The organism is Streptomyces sp. NPDC087428, assembly GCF_044744085.1.
Lineage (GTDB): Bacteria > Actinomycetota > Actinomycetes > Streptomycetales > Streptomycetaceae > Streptomyces.
The window spans coordinates 298,930-317,764 of the sequence record NZ_JBIUXR010000008.1 but is presented as its reverse complement, the minus strand read 5'-3'; the positions used below and the strand labels follow the sequence as shown (position 1 = coordinate 317,764).

Annotated in this window: 5 protein-coding genes; all 5 read right to left on the bottom strand. The window is 73.2% G+C overall.

Going from position 1 to position 18,835, the window contains the following annotated elements; translation table 11 throughout:
* Window positions 1-38 precede the first annotated feature (38 nt).
* Window positions 39-1,259 (bottom strand): alpha/beta hydrolase family protein, encoded by a 1,221-nt coding sequence (locus ACIO3R_RS19285; RefSeq protein ID WP_402106996.1) that lies wholly within the window; start codon window positions 1,257-1,259, stop codon window positions 39-41.
* A gap of 215 nt (window positions 1,260-1,474) precedes the next feature.
* Entirely contained in the window at window positions 1,475-1,684 is a 210-nt protein-coding gene (locus ACIO3R_RS19280) for an MbtH family protein (RefSeq protein ID WP_024493728.1), read from the bottom strand.
* The gene (locus tag ACIO3R_RS19275; protein ID WP_402106993.1) at window positions 1,681-15,963 is read right to left on the bottom strand and encodes an amino acid adenylation domain-containing protein; all 14,283 of its coding nucleotides are present in this window, start codon (window positions 15,961-15,963) and stop codon (window positions 1,681-1,683) included. The genes ACIO3R_RS19280 and ACIO3R_RS19275 overlap by 4 nt, the downstream gene beginning before the upstream one ends.
* A 124-nt stretch (window positions 15,964-16,087) precedes the next feature.
* Entirely contained in the window at window positions 16,088-17,131 is a 1,044-nt protein-coding gene (locus ACIO3R_RS19270) for an iron-siderophore ABC transporter substrate-binding protein (RefSeq protein ID WP_402106991.1), read from the bottom strand.
* Between the two features lie 282 nt (window positions 17,132-17,413).
* Window positions 17,414-18,763 (bottom strand): lysine N(6)-hydroxylase/L-ornithine N(5)-oxygenase family protein, encoded by a 1,350-nt coding sequence (locus ACIO3R_RS19265; RefSeq protein WP_402106988.1) that lies wholly within the window; start codon window positions 18,761-18,763, stop codon window positions 17,414-17,416.
* Window positions 18,764-18,835: the final 72 nt, after the last annotated feature.

The window sequence follows — 18,835 nt, the reverse complement described above, 5'->3', positions numbered from 1 at the left end:
CGGGGTGCCCCGTACGGTCGCGTGCGGCGCCGCCCTCCTCAGGGGATGAACGCGATGTCGGGGTAGCGGGGGGACGGCCCGCACAGCAGGTGGTCGTCCCTGCCGCACAGGTGGAGGTCGAAGAACGCGCGCAGATAGGCGCGTTGGGCGGCGACGGCCCGGTCGGCACCGATCGTCCCGATGGAGCCGGTGAGGGCGGCGACCGCCTCCGGCGGCAGCGGGAGCGCCCTTTCCAGCTGCTGCCCCAGCGGGGACATGTCCGTGTAGGTCTGGTGTGCGGAGTCGCGCAGCCGGAGTTCGAGCCGCCAGCCGCGCAGGTGGGACCAGAAGGTCGCCCAGGACGGGTCGTTGTGGCGCCCGTGGGTGGCGTTGCTCATCAGCAGGAACGGGCGGTCGAGCCCGGTGTTCCTGACCGTCCCGTTGACGCTGCCGTCCAGATCGGCGCCGGCGAGGATGCGGCGGTCCCGCGCCATGGCTCCCGCCGCCGTGTCGCCGCCGATCGAATGCCCGAACATGCCGGTCCTGGACAGGTCGAGGGAGCCGCGCAGGCCGTGGGGCAGCCGACGGCCCTCGGCGTCGGGGTTCCTCCCGGCGTTCAGCCGTTCCAGTTCGTCCAGGACGAACCGGGTGTCGTCCTGGCGGACCCGCAACGCCTTGATCGGGTCCGGGTCCGGGCCCGTCTCGACCCTGCCGCCGGGGAACTCCACGATCGAGGCCTCATGGGTGTGGTCGATCGTCACCACCACGTACCCGTGGGCGGCCAGGTCCTCGACCAGCGCGGTGCCCATGGCGCGCATCGTGTTGAGGCCCGGGGAGAAGAGCACCACGGGACGGCCGCGGCGGCGCACCCCCACGGGGGCGCCCTGCCAGGCGTGCGTCAACGGGAAGCCGACGGCGTCCATCGGCGTCATGAGCTTCTGGGCGACCTGTCGGCTGTACAGGGCCGTCGACGCCGGCGGGAGCCAGAGGGCGCGCCGGCGGCCGTGGGTGTCCGATGTCGGGTACCACACGCTGATCATCAGTTCGCGGGGCGAGGCGGGTGAGACCCACGGGTCCCGGCGCGAGCGGTCGATCAGATGCAGCGAGGTGGTTCCGATCCGCCGCGGCCCGGTCGGCGCCGGCAGGGTCAGCCGCACCCGGCCCGTCCCGCTCCCGGCGGCCGGTGCGGCGCCGGCCGCCCGCGCCGTCCCCGTGGTGGCGAGCGCCAGCCCCGCCATCCCGGCCGCGGCCAGCACCGACCGACGCGATACGTCCCTCATCCGGATCCCTCACCTGCGCTCGACGACTGGTTGCCCGTCCTCCGAGGCTGGCACCCCCGCGGCGACGGTGCCAGGTCTCGGGCGCGATGTCAGGGTGTGTACGGGGTCATCCCCGACCCGGCCCTCCGGGCACGGGCCACCACCGCACCGGACGCGCACGCGCCGCCGCCCCTCGACGAGGAGGTCCCGTCCAGGGGCGGCGGTGTACGTGCCGATCAGCCCTGGAGGGCGACGAGGCTCGCGGGCCGCAGGTCCGTCCAGTTCGCCTCCACATGGGCGAGGCACGCCTCACGGGTGTCGGCGCCGAAGACGGTCCGCCAGCCGGCCGGCACCTCGGCGAAGGCGGGCCACAGCGAGTGCTGGTTCTCGTCGTTGACCAGGACCAGGAAGCTGCCCTGCGGGTCCTCGAACGGGTTCGTCGTCATGCGTTGTCACTCCTCTTGGACGGTGCGGTGAACAGCTCGGACAGCGGCTGTTCCGGATGAGTCACCACTTGGTGCAGCAACTCCAGGTATGCGCAGACCAGTTGCCCGGCCCTCTCGGTGCCCAGCAGATCGGTGGCGTGGATCAGCCCGCAGTGCACCGGGCCGTCCCCGCGCGGCTCGTAGAAGCTGAGGGTCAGCTCGGCCCGGGTGACGCCGGTCGGTACGGCGGCGAGCGAGCCGATGCCGCCCTCCAACTGCCGCGCGTCGGCCTGTTCGTGGTGGATCACCATGACCTGCGGCCCCCGGGGCGGCAGTCCGGTGGCCCGCACGACCGCGTCGAACGGGACGTCCTGCCGGTCGAGGGCGCTCAGCGTCGTCTCCCGTACCCGGGTGAGCAGTTCCGCGAAGCTCGGGTCGCCCGCGGTGTCGGTGCGCAGCACCACCGTGTTGAAGAAGCAGCCGACCAGATCGGCGAGCTGGTCGTCGGTGCGTCCGGCCACCATCGTGCCGATCGGCAGATCGGTGCCCGCGCCGTGCCCGGTGAGCAGCGCCGCGAGGGCCGCGTGGAGCACCATGAACATGCTGGTGCCGGTGGCCCGGGCGAGCCGGTCCACGGCGGCGTGCAGCTCCTCGTCGAGGACGAACCCGACGTGGCCGCCGGGCCGGGTGGCCGTGCCGGGGCCGGCCGGGTCCGGGCCGTCGGCCGGCAGGGCGAGGCGCCCCGGCAGTCCGTCGAGCGTCCGGCGCCAGTAGGCGAGCTGCTGCCCGCCCCGGCTGTCCGGGTCTGTGAGGTCGCCCAGGGCCTCGTGCGCCCAGTGGGCGTAGTCGGCGTAACCGACCGGCAGCGGCTCCCAGTCGGGCGCGAGCCCCCGGGCACGTGCCGTGTGGGCGGTGACCAGGTCGCGGAGGAGCGGGACCACGGACCACTCGTCGACGGCGAGGTAGTGCATGGTCAGCAGCAGTGCCTGGCCTCCGTCGGGACCGGTGAGCAGCCGCGCCCTGAGCGGGGCCTCCGTGGCCGGATCCGGTGCCAGGCGGACGAGTTCGGCCAGCCGGTCCTCCACGTCGGCGCACGTCTCCGCGGTCAGGGCGGGGGCCTCTGCGGGCCGCTGGTACAGGATGCCGTCCCGTTCGGTGAACGCGGTGCGCAGCGGCTCGTGCCGGGCCACCACATCGGCGAGCGCGGCGGCGAGCACTCCGGTGTCGAGCCCGCCCGGGGAACGCAGCACCAGCGCGTGGTCGACGCCCCGTCCGTCGCGGCAGGACTGCCACTGCCAGTCCTGGACGGGCGCCGCCCGCGGCGGTTCGGCCCGGCGCGCGGCCGGGCGCAGCGCGGGGCGGGCGGTGGCCGCGCCCTCCAGGGCGGCGGCGATGCCGGCGACCGTGAGCGCGTCGAAGACGTCCCTGATGCTCAGTTCGACGCCGAACTCGGCGCGGATGCGGCCCAGCAGCCGCATCGACGCCATGGAGTGGCCGCCGAGTGCGAAGAAGCTGTCGTGCACTCCGACGTCGTCGAGCTTGAGGATCTCGCGGAACAGCGCGGCGATCCGGGCCTGGGTCCTGGTGGCCGGCCGGGCGTCGCCCGTCATCCGCGACCAGTCGGGCGCAGGCAGTGCGGCGCGGTCCAGCTTGCCGTTGGGCGTGAGTGGCAGCGGGCCGTCCAGCGGTATCACCAGGGCCGGAACCATGTACTCGGGGAGCAGTCCGGCCAGGTGGGCGCGCAGCTCCCGCGGGTCCGGTTCGCCGGACTCGGGCACCGCGTAGGCGATCAGCCGGACGATGTCGCCGACCCGGTCGGGGACCACCGCGGCCTGGGCGACGCCGGGGTGCCCGGCGAGCGCCGCCTCGATCTCGCCCAGCTCGATGCGGAAGCCCCGCACCTTCACCTGGCTGTCGGCCCGGCCGAGGAAGTCGAGGTTGCCGTCCCGGCGCAGGCGGGCGCGGTCACCGGTCCGGTACATCCGGCTGCCCGGCGCCCCGAACGGGTCGGCGACGAACCGCTCCGAGGTGAGGGCCTCCTTGCCGAGGTAGCCGCGGGCGAGTCCGCGCCCGGCGACGTACAGCTCGCCCACCACACCGGGCGGCACGGGCCGCAGCCGCTCGTCGAGCACGTAGGTACGGGTGTTGGGGTCGGGCCGGCCGATGGGGACCCGGCCGGCCGGGCTGCCGCCGTGCTCGCGGGCCCGCCACAGCGTCGAGTTGACCGTCGCCTCGGTGAGGCCATAGGCGCAGATCAGGTCGGCGGTGGCGCCGAAGCGGTCGAACAGATCCGGCGGCACCGTCTCCGTGCCCACCAGGACGGTCGAGCCCTCGGGCAGTTCGCAGCCGGGCGGGAGCGCCGACACCAGGGACGGCGGCAGGATCATGTGGGTGATCCGCTGGTCCGCGAGGAAGTCGGTCAGTTCGGGGCCCGCGACCCGTGCCTCGTCGGTGATGAGGACGAGGCGGCCGCCGTGGCACAGCGCCATGGAGAGCTCGAAGACGAAGACGTCGAAGCCGGTGGAGGCGAACTGGAGCACCCGGCTGTCGCGTCGCAGGTTCATCCGGTCGACGGCGGTGGCCACGAGGGAGGAGATTCCCTCGTGGGGCACGATCACGCCCTTGGGGCGGCCGGTCGAACCGGAGGTGTAGATCACGTACGCGGCCTGGTCCAGGCCGGCGGGCCCGTCGGGCCCGGCTGTCGGGGGCGGCGCGTCCAGCGCCGCGGCGGTGTCCGGCGCGTCCAGCAGGACCACCGGGACGCCCGCCACCGCGGGGATCTTCCCCGCGACCGGTTCGGTGCCGACGACCAGGGCCGCCCCCGAGTCCTCGATCATGTAGCCGAGCCGGTCACCGGGGTGGACCAGGTCGAGCGGCAGGAACGCGGCGCCCAGTTTCAGCGCGGCGAGCACGGTGGCGACCATGTCCACGGACCGGGGCACGGCCACCCCGACCACGCTCTCCGCCTCCACTCCGTGCGCGGCGAGCAGTCCGGCGATGCGGCGGGCGCGGTCGTCGAGCTGGGCGTACGTCACCGAGCGGGAGCGGTCCACCACGGCGACGGCGTCGGGCCGTTCGGTGAGCCGCCTCGCGAACATCGCGGGCAGGGTCTCCTCGTCGACCTCCCGGTCGGTGGAGGCGAAGCCCTCCAGGACGGTCCGCAGCTCCGGTCCGGAGAGGATCCCGGCCCGGGACAGCGGCTGTCCGGGCGCGGCGACGAGTGCGGCGACCAGGGTGCGCAGCCGTTCGCCGAGCGCCTGCGCGGTCTCCCGGTCGAACAGCTCGGTGGCGAACTCCAGCCGGCAGCCGAGCGATCCGGCGCCGCCGTCGGCCGCGGTGTGCTCGGTGAAGCTGAACACCAGGTCGAACTTGGCGGAGCGGATCCGGAACGGCACGTACTCCGCTCGCAGTCCCGGCAGTCGCAGTTCCCCGCCGGTGCGGGCGTGGTAGCCGACCATCACCTGGAAGAGCGGGTTGCGGGAGAGCGAGCGCGTCGGGTTGAGGGCCTCGACGACCGACTCGAAGGGGACGTCCGCGTGGGAGAACGCCGCCAGGTCGGTGTCGCGGACCCGGCCCAGGAGTTCGGTGAAGCTGGGGTCTCCACTGATGTCGGTGCGGAGCACCAGGGTGTTGACGAAGAACCCGACGAGTTCGTCGAGCGCCTCGTCGCCGCGTCCCGCGATGGGGGAACCGATCGGGATGTCCGTACCGGCGCCCATCCGGTGGAGCAGCGCGGCCACGGCCGCGTGCACCACCATGAACATGCTGGCGCCGGACTCCCGGGCGAGTTTCTTCAGCCCCTCGTGGACCGGGGAGTCGAAGGCGATGTCGAGTTCGGCTCCGGAGAACGCCGGGCGGGCGGGCCGGGGCCGGTCCGTGGGCAGCTCCAGCTCTTCCGGGGCTCCGGCCAGGGCTGTGCGCCAGTGCTCCAGCTGCCGGGCGGCCAGGCTGGTCGCGTCGGCGGGGTCGCCGAGCAGCCGGTCCTGCCACAGGGCGTAGTCGGCGTACTGGACGGGCAGCGGCTCCCAGCCGGGGGCCGTGCCGTCGAGGCGCGCCGCGTAGGCGGTGGCCAGGTCCCGCAGGAACGGCCGGTCCGACCACTCGTCGGTGGTGATGTGGTGCAGCAGCAGCACGACGACGTGGTCCTCGGGCGACAGTTCCACGACCGTTGCGCGCAGCAGCAGTTCGGCGGCGAGGTCGAACGGCCGGTTGACGACCGTATCGATGATGCCGGGGATCTCGTCCTCGGTGGCCCGCAGGCACTCCACCACGGGGTGCGCCTGCTCCGCGGGCAGCACCCGCTGGCACACCTGGCCGTCGGGGGCGGTGAAGAAGACGGTGCGCAGGGCCTCATGACGTGCCGTCACATCGGCGAGCGCGGTACGCCAGGCCGCCAGGTCGAGCGGGCCGCGCAACCGCAGGGCCAGTGAGAAGTTGTACGCGGCGGAGGTGCACTCGATCTGCTGGATGACCCAGAGCCGCTGCTGCGCGTGGGACAGCGGCAGCCGGTCCGGCCGGTCGCCGGCGGTCAGAGCCGGACGGGCGGCGCCGTCGGAGCGGGTGGCGCGGGCCACCAGTTCGGCGACGGTCGGTGCCTCGAAGAGGTCCCGGATCGCCAGCTCCGCGTCGAGTGCGGTGCGGGCCCGGCTGACCAGCCGGGTGGCCAGCAGCGAGTGCCCGCCCAGATCGAAGAAGTCGCTGTCGATGCCGACGCTCCCCGCGGGCAGTCCGAGCACCTCCGCGAACAGGGCGCAGAGCGTCTCCTCGCGCGGGGTACGGGGAGCGCGGCCGGTGTCCGTACCGGCGAGGTCGGGTGCGGGCAGCGCCCTGACGTCCAGCTTGCCGTTGACGGTCAGGGGCAGCGTTCCGAGGGTGACGAGCGCGGCGGGGACCATGTAGTCCGGCAGTCCGGCCTTCAGGTGGCCGCGCAGCCGCCGGGTCAGCGCGTCGCCGGTCCCGGCGCCCTCCTCCGGCACCACATAGCCGACCAGGCGCTTGGTGCCCGCCCGTTCCGACACGACGACCGCCGCGTGCGCGACCTCCGGGTGCGCGGACAGGGCGGAGGAGATCTCGCCGAGCTCGACGCGGTAGCCGCGGATCTTGACCTGGTCGTCGGTGCGGCCGAGGAAGTCGATGAGCCCGTCCGGGCGTTGGCGCACCAGGTCGCCGGTGCGGTACATGCGCTCGCCGGGTTCACCGAACGGGTCGGCGACGAACCGCTCGGACGTCAGCGCGGCCCGGTCGTGGTAGCCGCGGGCCAGGCCCGTACCGGCGATGTACAGCTCGCCGGGGCTGCCCTGCGGGACGGGGCGCAGCATCGGGTCCAGCACATGGGCGCGGGTGCCGCGGATCGGTACGCCGACCGTGGAGGTCGCGCTGTCGGCGGTGGACCCGCCGAGCGTGTTGATCGTGTACTCGGTCGGCCCGTAGAGGTTGTAGCCGTAGGTGCCCTCGGTGCGGCGCAGCCGGGTCCAGACCGTGTCCGGGACGGCCTCGCCGCCGAGCAGGACGAGTGCGGGCCGGTGCTTTCCGGCGGCCTCGTCGCGGTCGAGCAGGCCCTCCTCGATGAGCAACTGGGCATAGGTGGGCGTCACGTTGACCACGTCGATGCGGTGGCTGTCGCAGTACGCGACCAGCGCCTCCGCGTCGCGGCGCAGCTCTTCGTCGCAGACGTGGACCTCGTGGCCCTCGACGAGCCAGAGCAGTTCCTCCCAGGACATGTCGAAGGCGAAGGACACGGTGTGCGCGATCCGCAGCCGCCGGCCGCCGGCCGAGGCGATGGCCGGGTCGAAGATCTCCTTCTGGTGGTTGAACTGCATGTTCGTCAGTCCGCGGTACGGGGTGACGACGCCCTTGGGGCGGCCGGTCGAACCCGAGGTGTAGATGACGTACGCCGGGTGGTCCAGGCGGCCCGGCACGCCGTGTGCGAACGCGGGCCGTTCCGCGTCGGTGATCGCGTCGCCCGGGAGCGCGGCCAGCTCGACGGCCACGGCCGTGTCGTCCAGCAGGAGTTCGGGGGCGACGGGACCCTCGGAGTCGCGCAGGGACGGGGCGACGGCGGTGGTGGACACCAGGCAGAGCGGTCCGGTGTCGCGCGCCATCAGGCGCAGCCGGTCGGCGGGGTGGTCGAGGTCGAGGGGCAGGTAGGCGGCGCCGGTGCGCAGTACGGCGAAGAGTGCGGCGACCATCTCGATGGAGCGCGGCAGGGCGAGCGCCACCACCTTCTCCGGCCCGGCTCCCCGGGCGAGCAGCAGCCGGGCGAGCCGGTTGATCCGGGCGTCCAGCTCGGCGTAGGTGAGGGCCCGCTCGCCGAAGACGAGCGCGACGGCGTCCGGGGTGCGGGCGACCTGGGCGGCGAGCAGATCGGCGACGGTCTCGTCGGGCACCGGTTCGCGGCCGGTGCGCTGCGCGGCGGCCGTGGCGGTCCGCTCCGCGGGCAGCAGCAGGTCGAGGCCGGCGGTCCTGGCCCCGGCGGGGTCCTCGCCGTCGAGGCCTTCCGCGAGCCGGCCGAGCACGGCCGTGAACCGGTCGAGGATGGCGGTCGCGGCCTCGGCGTCGAACAGGTCGGGCCTGGCCGCCAGGGTGATCCGCAGTCGGCTGCCGGGGGTGACGATCAGGGTGAGCGGGAAGTGGGTGCCGTCCACGTTGGACATGGCGGTGATGCCGTGCCGCCGCCGCAGTTCGGCCGCCCGGTCCTCGCCGTCGGCCGAGCGCAGGACGAACAGGGTGTCGAAGAGCCGGCGGTGGCCGGTCTCCTGTTGCAGGGCGCCGAGTCCGACGTACTCGTACGGCATGACGGCCGCGCGCTCGGACTGCATCCGGCGCATCAGGCCGAGCAGCGGCTCGTCCGGGGTGAACGCGATCCGCGCCGGGATGGTGTTGAGGAACATCCCGATGATTCCGGCCGCGTCCGAGACGTCCGCGGGCCGCCCGGCGACGGCCGTGCCGAAGGCCACGTCGGCGCGGCCGGTCATCGCCGAGAGCACCAGCCCCCAGGCCGCGTTGAGCACGGTGTTCAGGGTCAGCCCGTGCCGGCGGGCCGTGGCGCGCAGCAGTTCGGTGGCCCGTGCCGTCAGCACTGTGTCGTGGTCGGCCGGGATGACGGGGCCGCTGTCGCGACCGGACGGGGCGAGCAGGGTCGGCTCGTCGAAGCCGGAGAGCGACCGGCGCCAGGTGGCGAGCGCGGCCCCGGTGTCCTGCTCGTCCAGCCAGCCGAGGTAGTCGCGGTACGAGCCGGGGACCGGAAGTCCGGTGGCGTCGCCCGCGCGCTCGTACAGCGTGAACAGCTCCTCCAGGAACAGCCACGCGGACCAGCCGTCCCACAGGATGAGGTGATGGGTGATCACGAGCCGGTCGCGGCCGTCACCGAGCCGGATGAGCAGCAGCCTGCACAGCGGGGGTGAGGACAGGTCGAAGCGCTGCCTGCGGTCGGCGGCCAGCAGTTCCCCGGTCCGGCTGCGCTGCTGAGCGGCGGACAGCCCGGAGAGGTCCTCCTCGACGAGCGGGATCTCGGCGCCGTCCACGATGAACTGGACCGGGCGGGGCAGACCGTCGGCGGTGAATCCGGCCCGCAGGCCGGTGTTGCGGGCCAGCAGCGTCCGGCAGGCGGCACGCAGCCGGTCCGGGTCGACGCGGTGGTCGAAGTCCAGGGTCTCCTGGGAGAGGTAGACGTCGAGCGCCTCGCCCGAGTCGTAGGTGGCGTGGAAGTACATGCCCTCCTGGAGGGGGGAGAGCGGCCAGATGTCGGCGACCGGGAGTCCGGCGGTGGCGGCGACGCGGTCGGTCTCCTGCGGTGAGAGCACCAGCCCGCCCAGTGGGGCGGCCGGCTCCGGCTCCTGTTCCTGTTCCTGTTCCTGTTCCTGCGGGGTGTCCGCGGCGGAGGTCAACTGGGCGAGCAGGGCCCGCAGGGCGGGATCTACGTGCGCACCGGACCGCTCCTGAAGGGCCAGCACGGCCTGGAGGGCGGCAGCCGCCTGCCCGGCCTCGGCTGCGGGCACGGTCACCGCATCGGCCGGTTCGGGGGCTGAGGGGGCTGAGGGGACGGAGGGGCTGGGGACGGCGGTCTGCGCGGCGGCGGCCAGCGCGGCCGGGGTCCGGCACTCGAACACCTCGCGGGGGCCGATCGTCAGCCCCCGCGCGCGGGCCCGCGTGGCGACCGTGATCGAGCTGAGGCTGTCGCCGCCGAGGACGAAGAAGTCGTCGTCGGCGCCGATCCCGGGTACGCCGAGCACCTCGGCGAAGATCTCGCACAGGGCGCGCTCGTGCGCGTCGCGGGGGGCCCGGCCGCCGGTGCGGGCGGCGGGTGCCGCGGACGGCAGGGCGTTCTGGTCGAGCTTGCCGCTCGGGGTCAACGGCAGTTCGTCCAGGGCCAGGACGGTGGCCGGAACCATGGGCGCGGGCAGCACGTCCGCGAGCGCCGCGCGCAGGGCCTCGGTGTCCAGCACCGCGCCGGCGCCGGGCACGGCGTAGCCGGCGAGTGCGCCGTCGCGGACGATCACCGCGGCACGGGCCACGCCCGGCAGGCCGGCCAGAGCCGCCTCGATCTCACCGAGTTCGATGCGGTTGCCCCGGATCTTGACCTGCCGGTCGGTGCGGCCGAGGTACTCGACGGCGCCGTCGGTGCGGCGCCGCACCAGGTCACCGGTGCGGTACATGCGCTCGCCCGGTCCGCCGAACGGGTCGGCGACGAAGCGTTCGGCGGTCGTACCCGGCCGGTCGTGGTAGCCCCGCGCCACCTGCACACCGGCGAGGTAGAGCTCCCCCGGCACCCCGTCGGGCACCTGGCGCAGGAACGGGTCCAGCACGTGCAGCCGGGTGTTCCACACCGGACGGCCGATGGGGACAGCTGGCCCGGCGTCACCGTCGTGGTCGTAGTCGTGGAAGGTCACGTCCACCGCGGCCTCGGTGGGGCCGTAGAGGTTGTGCAGCGGTACGGGGGCCCGTCCGGAACGGGACGTCAGCTCCGACCAGTCCCCGGCCTGGGCACCGGTGAGGGCCTCGCCACTGCAGAACACCCGCCGCAGGCTCGCCGCCCAGTCCGGGTGGTCGGCGGCGGACTCCAGGGCCTGGGTGAACGCGGCCAGCATCGACGGCACGAAGTGCAGCGTGGTGATCCGCCGCGCCCGGATCAGCCCGGCGAGGTAGCCCGGGTCGCGGTGGCCGCCGGGGCGGGCGAGGACGACGGTCGCGCCCTCCACCAGGGGCCAGAAGAACTCCCACACGGAGACGTCGAAGGCCGCCGGGGTCTTCTGCAGGACCCGGTCGTCCGCGCCGAGTCCGTACTCCCCCTGCATCCACGCGAGCCGGTTGACGACGGCCCGGTGGGTGACGGCGACGCCCTTGGGGCGCCCGGTGGAGCCGGAGGTGTAGATCAGATAGGCCGGGTGGTCGGGACCGGCCGCCCGCACGGGGACTTCAGCGGCGTCCATCGTGCCGGGGTCGTGCGGGTCGACGAGCAGCAGGTCGAGGTCCGGTACGCCGGGCAGCCGCCCGGCCGCCTCCGCGGTGGTCACGACCGTACGGGTGCCGGAGTCGCCGAGCACGAACGCGACGCGCTCGGCGGGGTAGTCGAGGTCGACCGGCAGATAGGCGGCGCCGGCCTTGAGGACGCCCAGCAGCGCGACCATCAGTTCGGCCGACCGGGGCACGGCCACCGCGACGTACCGCTCCGGTCCCGCGCCGCGCGACCGCAGCCGGCGGGCCAGCGTCTCGGCCCTCAGGTCGAGCTCCGCGTAGGTCAGCGTGGTGTCCTCGAACACGACGGCGGGGGCATCGGGGGTACGTGCCGCCTGCGCGGCGAACAGCGAGGCGAGCGTCGCCTCGGGGACGGGCCGGGCGGTGGCGTTCAGCTCGGCGAGGTGTGCGTGTTCCCGTCCGGAGAGCAGCCCGGTCCGGGCCACCGTGCGGCCGGGCTCGGACACCAGGGTGCGCAGCAGTGCGCTGAACCGGTTGGCGAGGACGGCCACCGTCACCGGGTCGAAGCGGGCGGCGTCGTGCTTGAACCGCAGCAGCAGCCCGGCGCTGTCCGGCTCGACGACAAGCGCGAGCGGGTAGTGCACGGCGTCGGAGACCTCGTTGCCGGTGATGCGCAGTGCGTCGGGTCCCCGGTCCGCGGAGAGCTCCGCGACCGGCTGGTTCTCGAACACCACGAGTGTGTCGAAGAGTTCGCCGCCACCCGCGATCCGCTGGATGTCGGCCAGGCCGAGGTGCTGGTGGTCCAGGAGCGCGGTGTGCTCGTCCTGGACGCGGCGCAGGAGTTGGGTGAGCGACTCCTGCGGACGCAGGCCCACCCGGGCGGGGACGGTGTTGATGAACAGGCCCACCGCGGAGTCCAGGCCCGCGACCTCGGTGGTCCGGCCGGACACGGTGGTGCCGAAGACGATGTCGCGGCTGCCGGTGAGGGCGCCGAGCAGCAGCGCCCACGCGCCGTGCACGACCGTGCTCAGGGTGAGGCCGTGGGTGCGCGTGTACGCGGTGAGGGCCTCTGTGAGCTCCTCGGGGAGCCGGGTGTCGACCTGTTCCGGCCTGGCCGGGGCCCGCTCGTCGTCCGCCGCCGTGGAGAGGGCGGAGAGCCGGGTCGGCCCGTCCAGTCCGGACAGCGCCTGCCGCCACGCGTCCCGTGCGGAGTCCCGGTCCCGGGTGGCCAGCCAGGCAAGGTACGGGTGGGGGGAGGCCGGTGCGGGAAGTTCCTCGCCCCGGTAGGCGGCGGTGAGTTCGCGCAGCAGTACGGAGACCGACCAGCCGTCGGCGACGATGTGGTGGAGGGTGAGCAGCAGCCGGTGCCGGTGGCCGTCCCTGACGAGGGTGGCGCGCAGCAACGGTGGCCGGGCCAGGTCGAAGCGCTCGGCGCGGTCGGCCCGGAGCAGATCGTCGAGGGTGGTCTCCGCGGTGTCGGCCTGCCGCCAGGGCAGGGTGACCTGGCCGGCGAGGCGCTGGACGACCTCGCCGCCGGGGAGCTGGCGGAACGAGGCGCGCAGCAACGGGTGCCGGTCCAGGAGCAGTTGCAGCGCCCCGCGCAGCCGGTCCGGGTCGACGGACCCGTCGAGTTCCAGGAGTTCCTGGACCAGGTAGAGGTCCGCGGAGCCCGCGTCGAACGCGGCGTGGAAGAAGAAGCCCTCCTGGAGCGGGGAGACGGGCAGGGCGTCGTCGTCCAGGCCGTCCGCCTCGGGGGCGGCCGGGGCCCGTGTCGTTGCGGCGGCGCGGGCCAGGGCCTCGACGGTGCGGAGGCGGAACACCTCGCGCGGGCTGATCGTGAGACCGGCGTCGCGGGCCCGGTTCACCAGCTGGATCGCGACGATGCTGTCGCCGCCCAGCTCGAAGAAGCTGCTCCGGACGCCCACGGACGGCAGACCGAGCAGCTCGGCGAAGAGTGCGGCGAGCACGGTCTCGGCCGGTCCGGTGGGTGCGTCGGTGCCGCTGGCGGCCGTCCACCGGGGCTCGGGCAGGGCGCGGCTGTCGAGCTTGCCGTTGGGCGTGAGCGGGAGGGGGCCGTCCAGGACGACGACGGCGGTGGGCACCATGTGGTCCGGCAGCGCGCCGGCCACCTGGGCGCGTGCGGCGGTGACGGCCGCCTCTGTGGCGGCGGTGTCGTCGCCGTCCCCGACGAGGTAGGCGACGAGACGCTTGACGCCCCGGTGGTCGTCGCGGACGAGGACGGCGGCCTGGGCGATCCCGGGGCCGGCCATGAAGGCGCTCTCGATCTCGCCGGGTTCGATCCGGTGGCCGCGGATCTTGATCTGGCCGTCGGCGCGGCCCAGGAACTCCAGGTTGCCGTCGGCGGCCCAGCGGACCCGGTCGCCGGTGCGGTACATCCGGGTGCCGGGCTCCCCGTACGGGTCGGCGACGAAGCGCTCCGAGGTCAGGGCGGACCGGCCCAGGTAGCCGCGGGCGAGGCCGCGCCCGGCGACGTAGAGCTCTCCCTCGACGCCCACCGGCACCGGGCGCAGCGCCGCGTCCAGGACGTAGGTGCGGGTGTTGGGGTCGGGCCGGCCGATGGGCGTGGGGCCGGGGCGTCCGGAACGGGCGCTCCACAGCGTGGAGTTGACGCTCGCCTCGGTCAGTCCGTAGGCGACAACGACCTGGAGCCGGCCGGACCAGCGGGCGATCAGCTCGCTCGGGACGGCTTCGGTGCCGACGACGAGGACGGCGCCGTAGGGCAGTTCGCACTCCTGCGGCAGCGCGGAGACGAGTGACGGGGGCAGGATCATGTGGGTGGCGCGGTGGTGGGCGATGTAGTCGGTGAGGGCGGGGCCGGCGACGCGCCGCTCGGCGGGTACGACGATGATCCGGCCGCCGGCGCACAGCGACATGATCAGGTCCCAGACCGTCACGTCGAAGCCGACGGAGGCGAACTGCACGACGCGGCTGTCGGAGGTGACGCCGATCCGGTCGGTGGCCGTGGCGACGAGGCTGCCGACGCCGTCGTGGGTGACGATGACGCCCTTGGGGCGGCCGGTGGAGCCCGAGGTGTAGATGACGTAGGCGGCCTGGTCCAGGGCGACCGGGGTGCCCGGGTCGGTGTCGTCCTGGGCGGCGAGGGCGGCGGCGGTGTCCGGTTCGTCGAGCAGGAGGTGGCCGGCGTCCGTCGCAGGGAGGTGGTCCGCGAGTTCGCGGACGGTGAGCACGGTGGTGGCCCCCGCGTCGGACAGCATGTAGGCGGTCCGGTCCTGGGGATGGTCGGCGTCCAGGGGGAGGTAGGCGGCGCCGGCCTTCATCACGGCGAGCAGGGCCACCACGAGTTCCGGGGAGCGCGGGAGTGCCACGGCGACGACGTCGGCGGCGCGCACGCCTCGGGAGGTGAGGAGCCGGGCGAGCCGGTTGGCGGCGGCGTTGAGCCCGGCGTAGGTGAGTTCGCGGTCCTCGCAGACGAGCGCGACGGCCTCGGGTGAGCGGCGCACCTGTGCTTCGAAGGCGGCGGGCCAGGACAGTTCGGCCACCTCGCGCGGAGAGGTGGCGAGCTCGCCGAGCAGCCGGTCCCGTTCGGCGCCGGTGGTGAGTTCGATGCGGCCGACGGGCCGGCCGGGGTCCTCGGTGAGGGCGCGCAGCACGGTGAGGAAGCGGCGTTCGTGGTCGCGGAGGGTCTCCGCGTCGCAGAGGTCCGCGTCCGCGTCGAGGTGGACGGCGATGCCCCGGCCGCCGTGGGTCTCGGCGAATCCGAACGCGAGGTCGCTGACCGGGCCGAGCCACTCCGGGCGGAGCGCGGCGTCCAGCCCCTCGAAGCCGAATCCCTCGCCCCTGGGCAGGATGTTGACGGTGGGGCCGACGAGTTCCGGGACGCCGTCGACCAGTCCGAGGTCCCTGGCCAGTTCCTCGGCGCGACAACGCCCGTGCGCGAGCGCGTCGGAGATCTCCTGGCGCACGCCGTCGACGAGGGCCGCGCCCGTGGTGCCGGGGCGCACGGTCAGCCTGAGCGGGACGATGTTGGAGACCATGCCGGGGACGACGGCCGACACGGCGTCCTGGCGGGCGGCGACCGGCAGGCCGAGGACCAGGTCCTGTTCGCCGGTGACCCGGTGCAGATAGGCGGCGACGGCGGCGACCAGCAGCCGGGACGGCCGGACGGCCGCGTGCCCGGCTGCGGTGTGCAGCCGCTCGGCGTCCCGCGCGGTGAGTTCGACGGTGCGCCGCAGCCGCCGTGCCATCAGGGACGGGGCGCGCTCCACGAGGCGTACGGGTTCCGGCCGGCCGGCCAGGTGCTCCTGCCACCAGGCGCGGTCCTGCGCGTGCTGGGCGCGGGCGTGGTAGTCCCGGTCGGCGTCCACGAGCCGGGTGAGGGACCAGTCGGGGCGGGCGGGGGCCTGGGCGCCCAGGGTGTACAGCTCGCCGGCCCGGCGGGTGATCAGCGTGACGCCCATGCCGTCGAGAACGATGTGGTGGTAGCGCTGGTACCAACGGACCCGGTCGTCCGCGAGCCGCAGCAGTGCCTGGGCGAAGAGCGGTGCCCGGCCGAGGTCCACGGGCCGTTCGCGTTCGACGGCCGTCCAGTCGGCGGCGGCCGCCTCGGGGTCCGGGGCGTCGCGCAGGTCGACGACGGGCACCTCGACGGGGACGGCCGCGGGGGTCTGGCGCGGGCCGCCGTCCCCGGGGGTGAACACGACGTGCAGGCAGTCCGCCTCTTCGACGGCCTGCCGGACGGCGGCGGCGAGCCGGACGAGGTCGGTGGCGCCGTACAGGTCCAGGGCGAAGACGATGTTGTAGGCGGAGCTGTCGGGCTCGATCTGCTGGGCTGACCAGATACCGGCCTGCCCACCGGTCACGGGGGTTCCGGCAGCGGATGTCCGGTCCGACTCGGCGTCAAACATCGTACGAAATGGCCTTTCCCTGATGATGTACGGCAAGGAGAGGACGTCCCGTCCGACGGTGTTCCGGGCGAGCACACCGTCGGACGAGCACCCCTGTGCGGTCGTGCTGAGGTGAGGCGGTGCGCTACTTGACGGCCGTCAGCAGCGGCACGATCTCGTCGATCGCGTAGGGGATCGAGAGGACCGTGTTGAAGGAGAACGCGGCACCGATGTCCGGGCCCTGGTAGGGCACGAACAGATCGCGCTTGTCCTTGCTGACCTTGAGGTTCTTGTAGAGCGGCTCGGCCTTGATCCGGTCGTTGGCGTCGGTGCTGGAGGTCACCCAGACCAGCCGGTCGACGTCGAGCACGTTCAGTTTCTCGGCGCTGAGTTCGGCGGCGTTCCAGCCCGGCTTGGCCAGTTTGTCGATCTCGGGCTTCAGCTTGAAGCCCAGCTCGGAGAAGAAGATCGACTTGGGGTCGGTCTTCGTGAACGCGGAGTACTTCCCCGCCTCGAAGCTGTCGGCGACGGCGAGGGTCTTCGTGGCGAACTCGGGGTGCTCGTCACGGACCTTCTCGAAGTCGGCGTCGATGCCGGTGATCAGCTTCTCGGCCTGGGCCTTCTTGCCGAGCGACGTACCGATCTGCCGGGTCATCACCTGCCACGAGGCCCCGTAGTCGGGCAGGTCCTTGGGCTGGGCGACGACCTTGGTGAACTTGGAGAGGGTGTCGTACTGCTCCTTCTTCATCCCCGAGTACTGGGCGATGACCAGGTCGGGCTTGAGCGCGGCGATCTTCTCCATGTTGTACTCGTCGCGCTCGCCGACGATGTCCGGTGTGTCGGACCCCCACTTGGCCTTGGTCCAGGGCCACTTGCCGTACGGCTTCTCCTTGAACCAGTCCACGGAGCCGACGGGCTTGATGCCGAGTGCGAGGACCGCGTCCTGGTCCGAGAGGCCCAGGGTGACGATGCGCTTGGGCTCGTTCTCGATCGTCGTGCTGCCGTACTTGTGCTGGACCGTCACCGGGAAGGCTCCGGACTTCGCGCCCGCCTCGGCCGAGGCACTGGACCCGGCCTTGTCGTCGCCGCCCCCACAGGCGGCCAGAGCGACGGCGGCGACGGCCGCGACTGCCACTCGGGGAGCGAATCTGACGAACCGCGTCAGCGCGGGACGTGTACCAGTGGACACGGATGTTCCTTTCAAGGGGTTTTCACTGTGCGTGCCGGGCCCGCCGCGTACAGGGGTACGGCCGGCGGGCCGGGCGGTATGTGGGGGCGGACCGATGACGGACCAAAAATGAGAGCGACTAGGGCCTGTATGGGGTTGTCACGCGGAAGGAGGAGCGGGGCTGGGTGCGTGCGATCGCAAGGCGCCGGAGCGCCCTCGCAGCGGAGCCACCAGGGCGTTTCGGCAACGCCGCGAGCGTGCGTGCCCAGCCCCGTGACGCCGTGGGACAACCCCATACAGGCCCTAGGGCGTGGCGACGCCGTCGGCGAGCGGGCGGGGCTCGTCCGAGGCGTTCTTCAGGCCGCGCTCGACGATCGAGTCAAGGATCTCTCCGACCCTGATCGCGGTGTTGGAGAGCAGCGAAGAGGTGATGCCGTGGGTGTGCTCGGTACCGCCCTGGAGGTAGATGCCGCACCGCAGTTCGTCGTCCGTCGCGATGCGGTAGTCGCGCTCGACACGGACGCGGCCCTCCTCGTCGCGGTGGCAGTGCCGCGCGACGTCTCCGAGGAGGCCGAGGGGCTCGACCGGGCTGTACCCGGTGGCGAGGACCACGACATCGGCCTCCAGCGTGCTCTCCTCGCCGGTGACCAGGGACGTGACGGTGGCACGGACCTTGTCCCCGGTCTCCTCGACGCCGGTCAGCCGGGAGATGTTGACGAAGCGCAGCCGCTCGGTGCCGAGCACCTTCTCCTGGTACGCCTGGCGGTACAGGTCGTCGATCAGATCGATGTCCACCACGGAGTAGTTGGTGTTGCCGTGGTAGCCCATCAGCTTGCGCTTGATGTCGTCCGGGGCGGTGAAGTACTCGTCGACCGCCTCCGGGTCGAAGATCCGGTTGGCGAAGCTGCTGTCGTCGGCCGGGCTGTAGCCGTAGCGGGAGAAGACGGCGCAGACCTCGGCGCGCGGGAAGCGGCGGTGGAGGTAGGCGACGTTCTCGGCGGCGCTCTGGCCGGCGCCGACCACGACGAACCGGGTGGGGTCGGTGCCCTCCAGGGCGTCGACCTTCGCCAGCAGGTCGGAGTTGTGCCAGACCCGGTCCGTGCGCTCGACGCCCTCCGGCATCAGGGGGCGCAGTCCGGTGCCGACGACGAGGTTGCGGGCGCGGTGGACCACCGTCTCGGTGCCCGAGCGGGCCGTCACGTCGACGTACTCCACGGCTCCGTCCCGCAGGACGGGCTCGACGGAGATCACCTCGTGGCCGTACGAGACCATGTCGTCGACCTTCTCCGCGGCCCACTCGAAGTAGTCGTGGAACTCCACGCGGAGCGGGAAGAGGTTCTTGCCGTTGACGAAGTCGATCAGCCGGCCCCTGCTCTGGAGGTAGCGCAGGAACGTGTACTCGCTGGACGGATCCCGCAGCGTCACCAGGTCCTTGAGGAACGACACCTGCATCGTCGCGTCGTCGATCAGCATGCCGCGGTGCCAGCCGAAGGCGGGCTGGCGCTCGAAGAAGTGCGCCGTGACCGCCTCCTGCCTGCCGACACGCGCGTTGTGCTCGCTGAGCGCGATCGCCATGGCCACATTGGACGGCCCGAAGCCGATTCCTATGAGGTCGTGGATCAGAGGTGCGTCGCCAGGATCAACCTGTGACATGTCACTCCCATCGTGCGGGACAGCCGCCTGTCAGGCGTGGACGAAAAGAACGGGACGCGGGCCCACCGAGAG

What these genes read in the sequence shown, in the direction of transcription:
- ACIO3R_RS19280 (WP_024493728.1), bottom strand. Translation starts at nt 1,684, where the DNA reads ATGACGACGAACCCGTTCGAGGACCCGCAGGGCAGCTTCCTGGTCCTG.
- ACIO3R_RS19275 (WP_402106993.1), bottom strand. Translation starts at nt 15,963, where the DNA reads ATGTTTGACGCCGAGTCGGACCGGACATCCGCTGCCGGAACCCCCGTG.
- ACIO3R_RS19265 (WP_402106988.1), bottom strand. Translation starts at nt 18,763, where the DNA reads ATGTCACAGGTTGATCCTGGCGACGCACCTCTGATCCACGACCTCATA.
- ACIO3R_RS19285 (WP_402106996.1), bottom strand. Translation starts at nt 1,259, where the DNA reads ATGAGGGACGTATCGCGTCGGTCGGTGCTGGCCGCGGCCGGGATGGCG.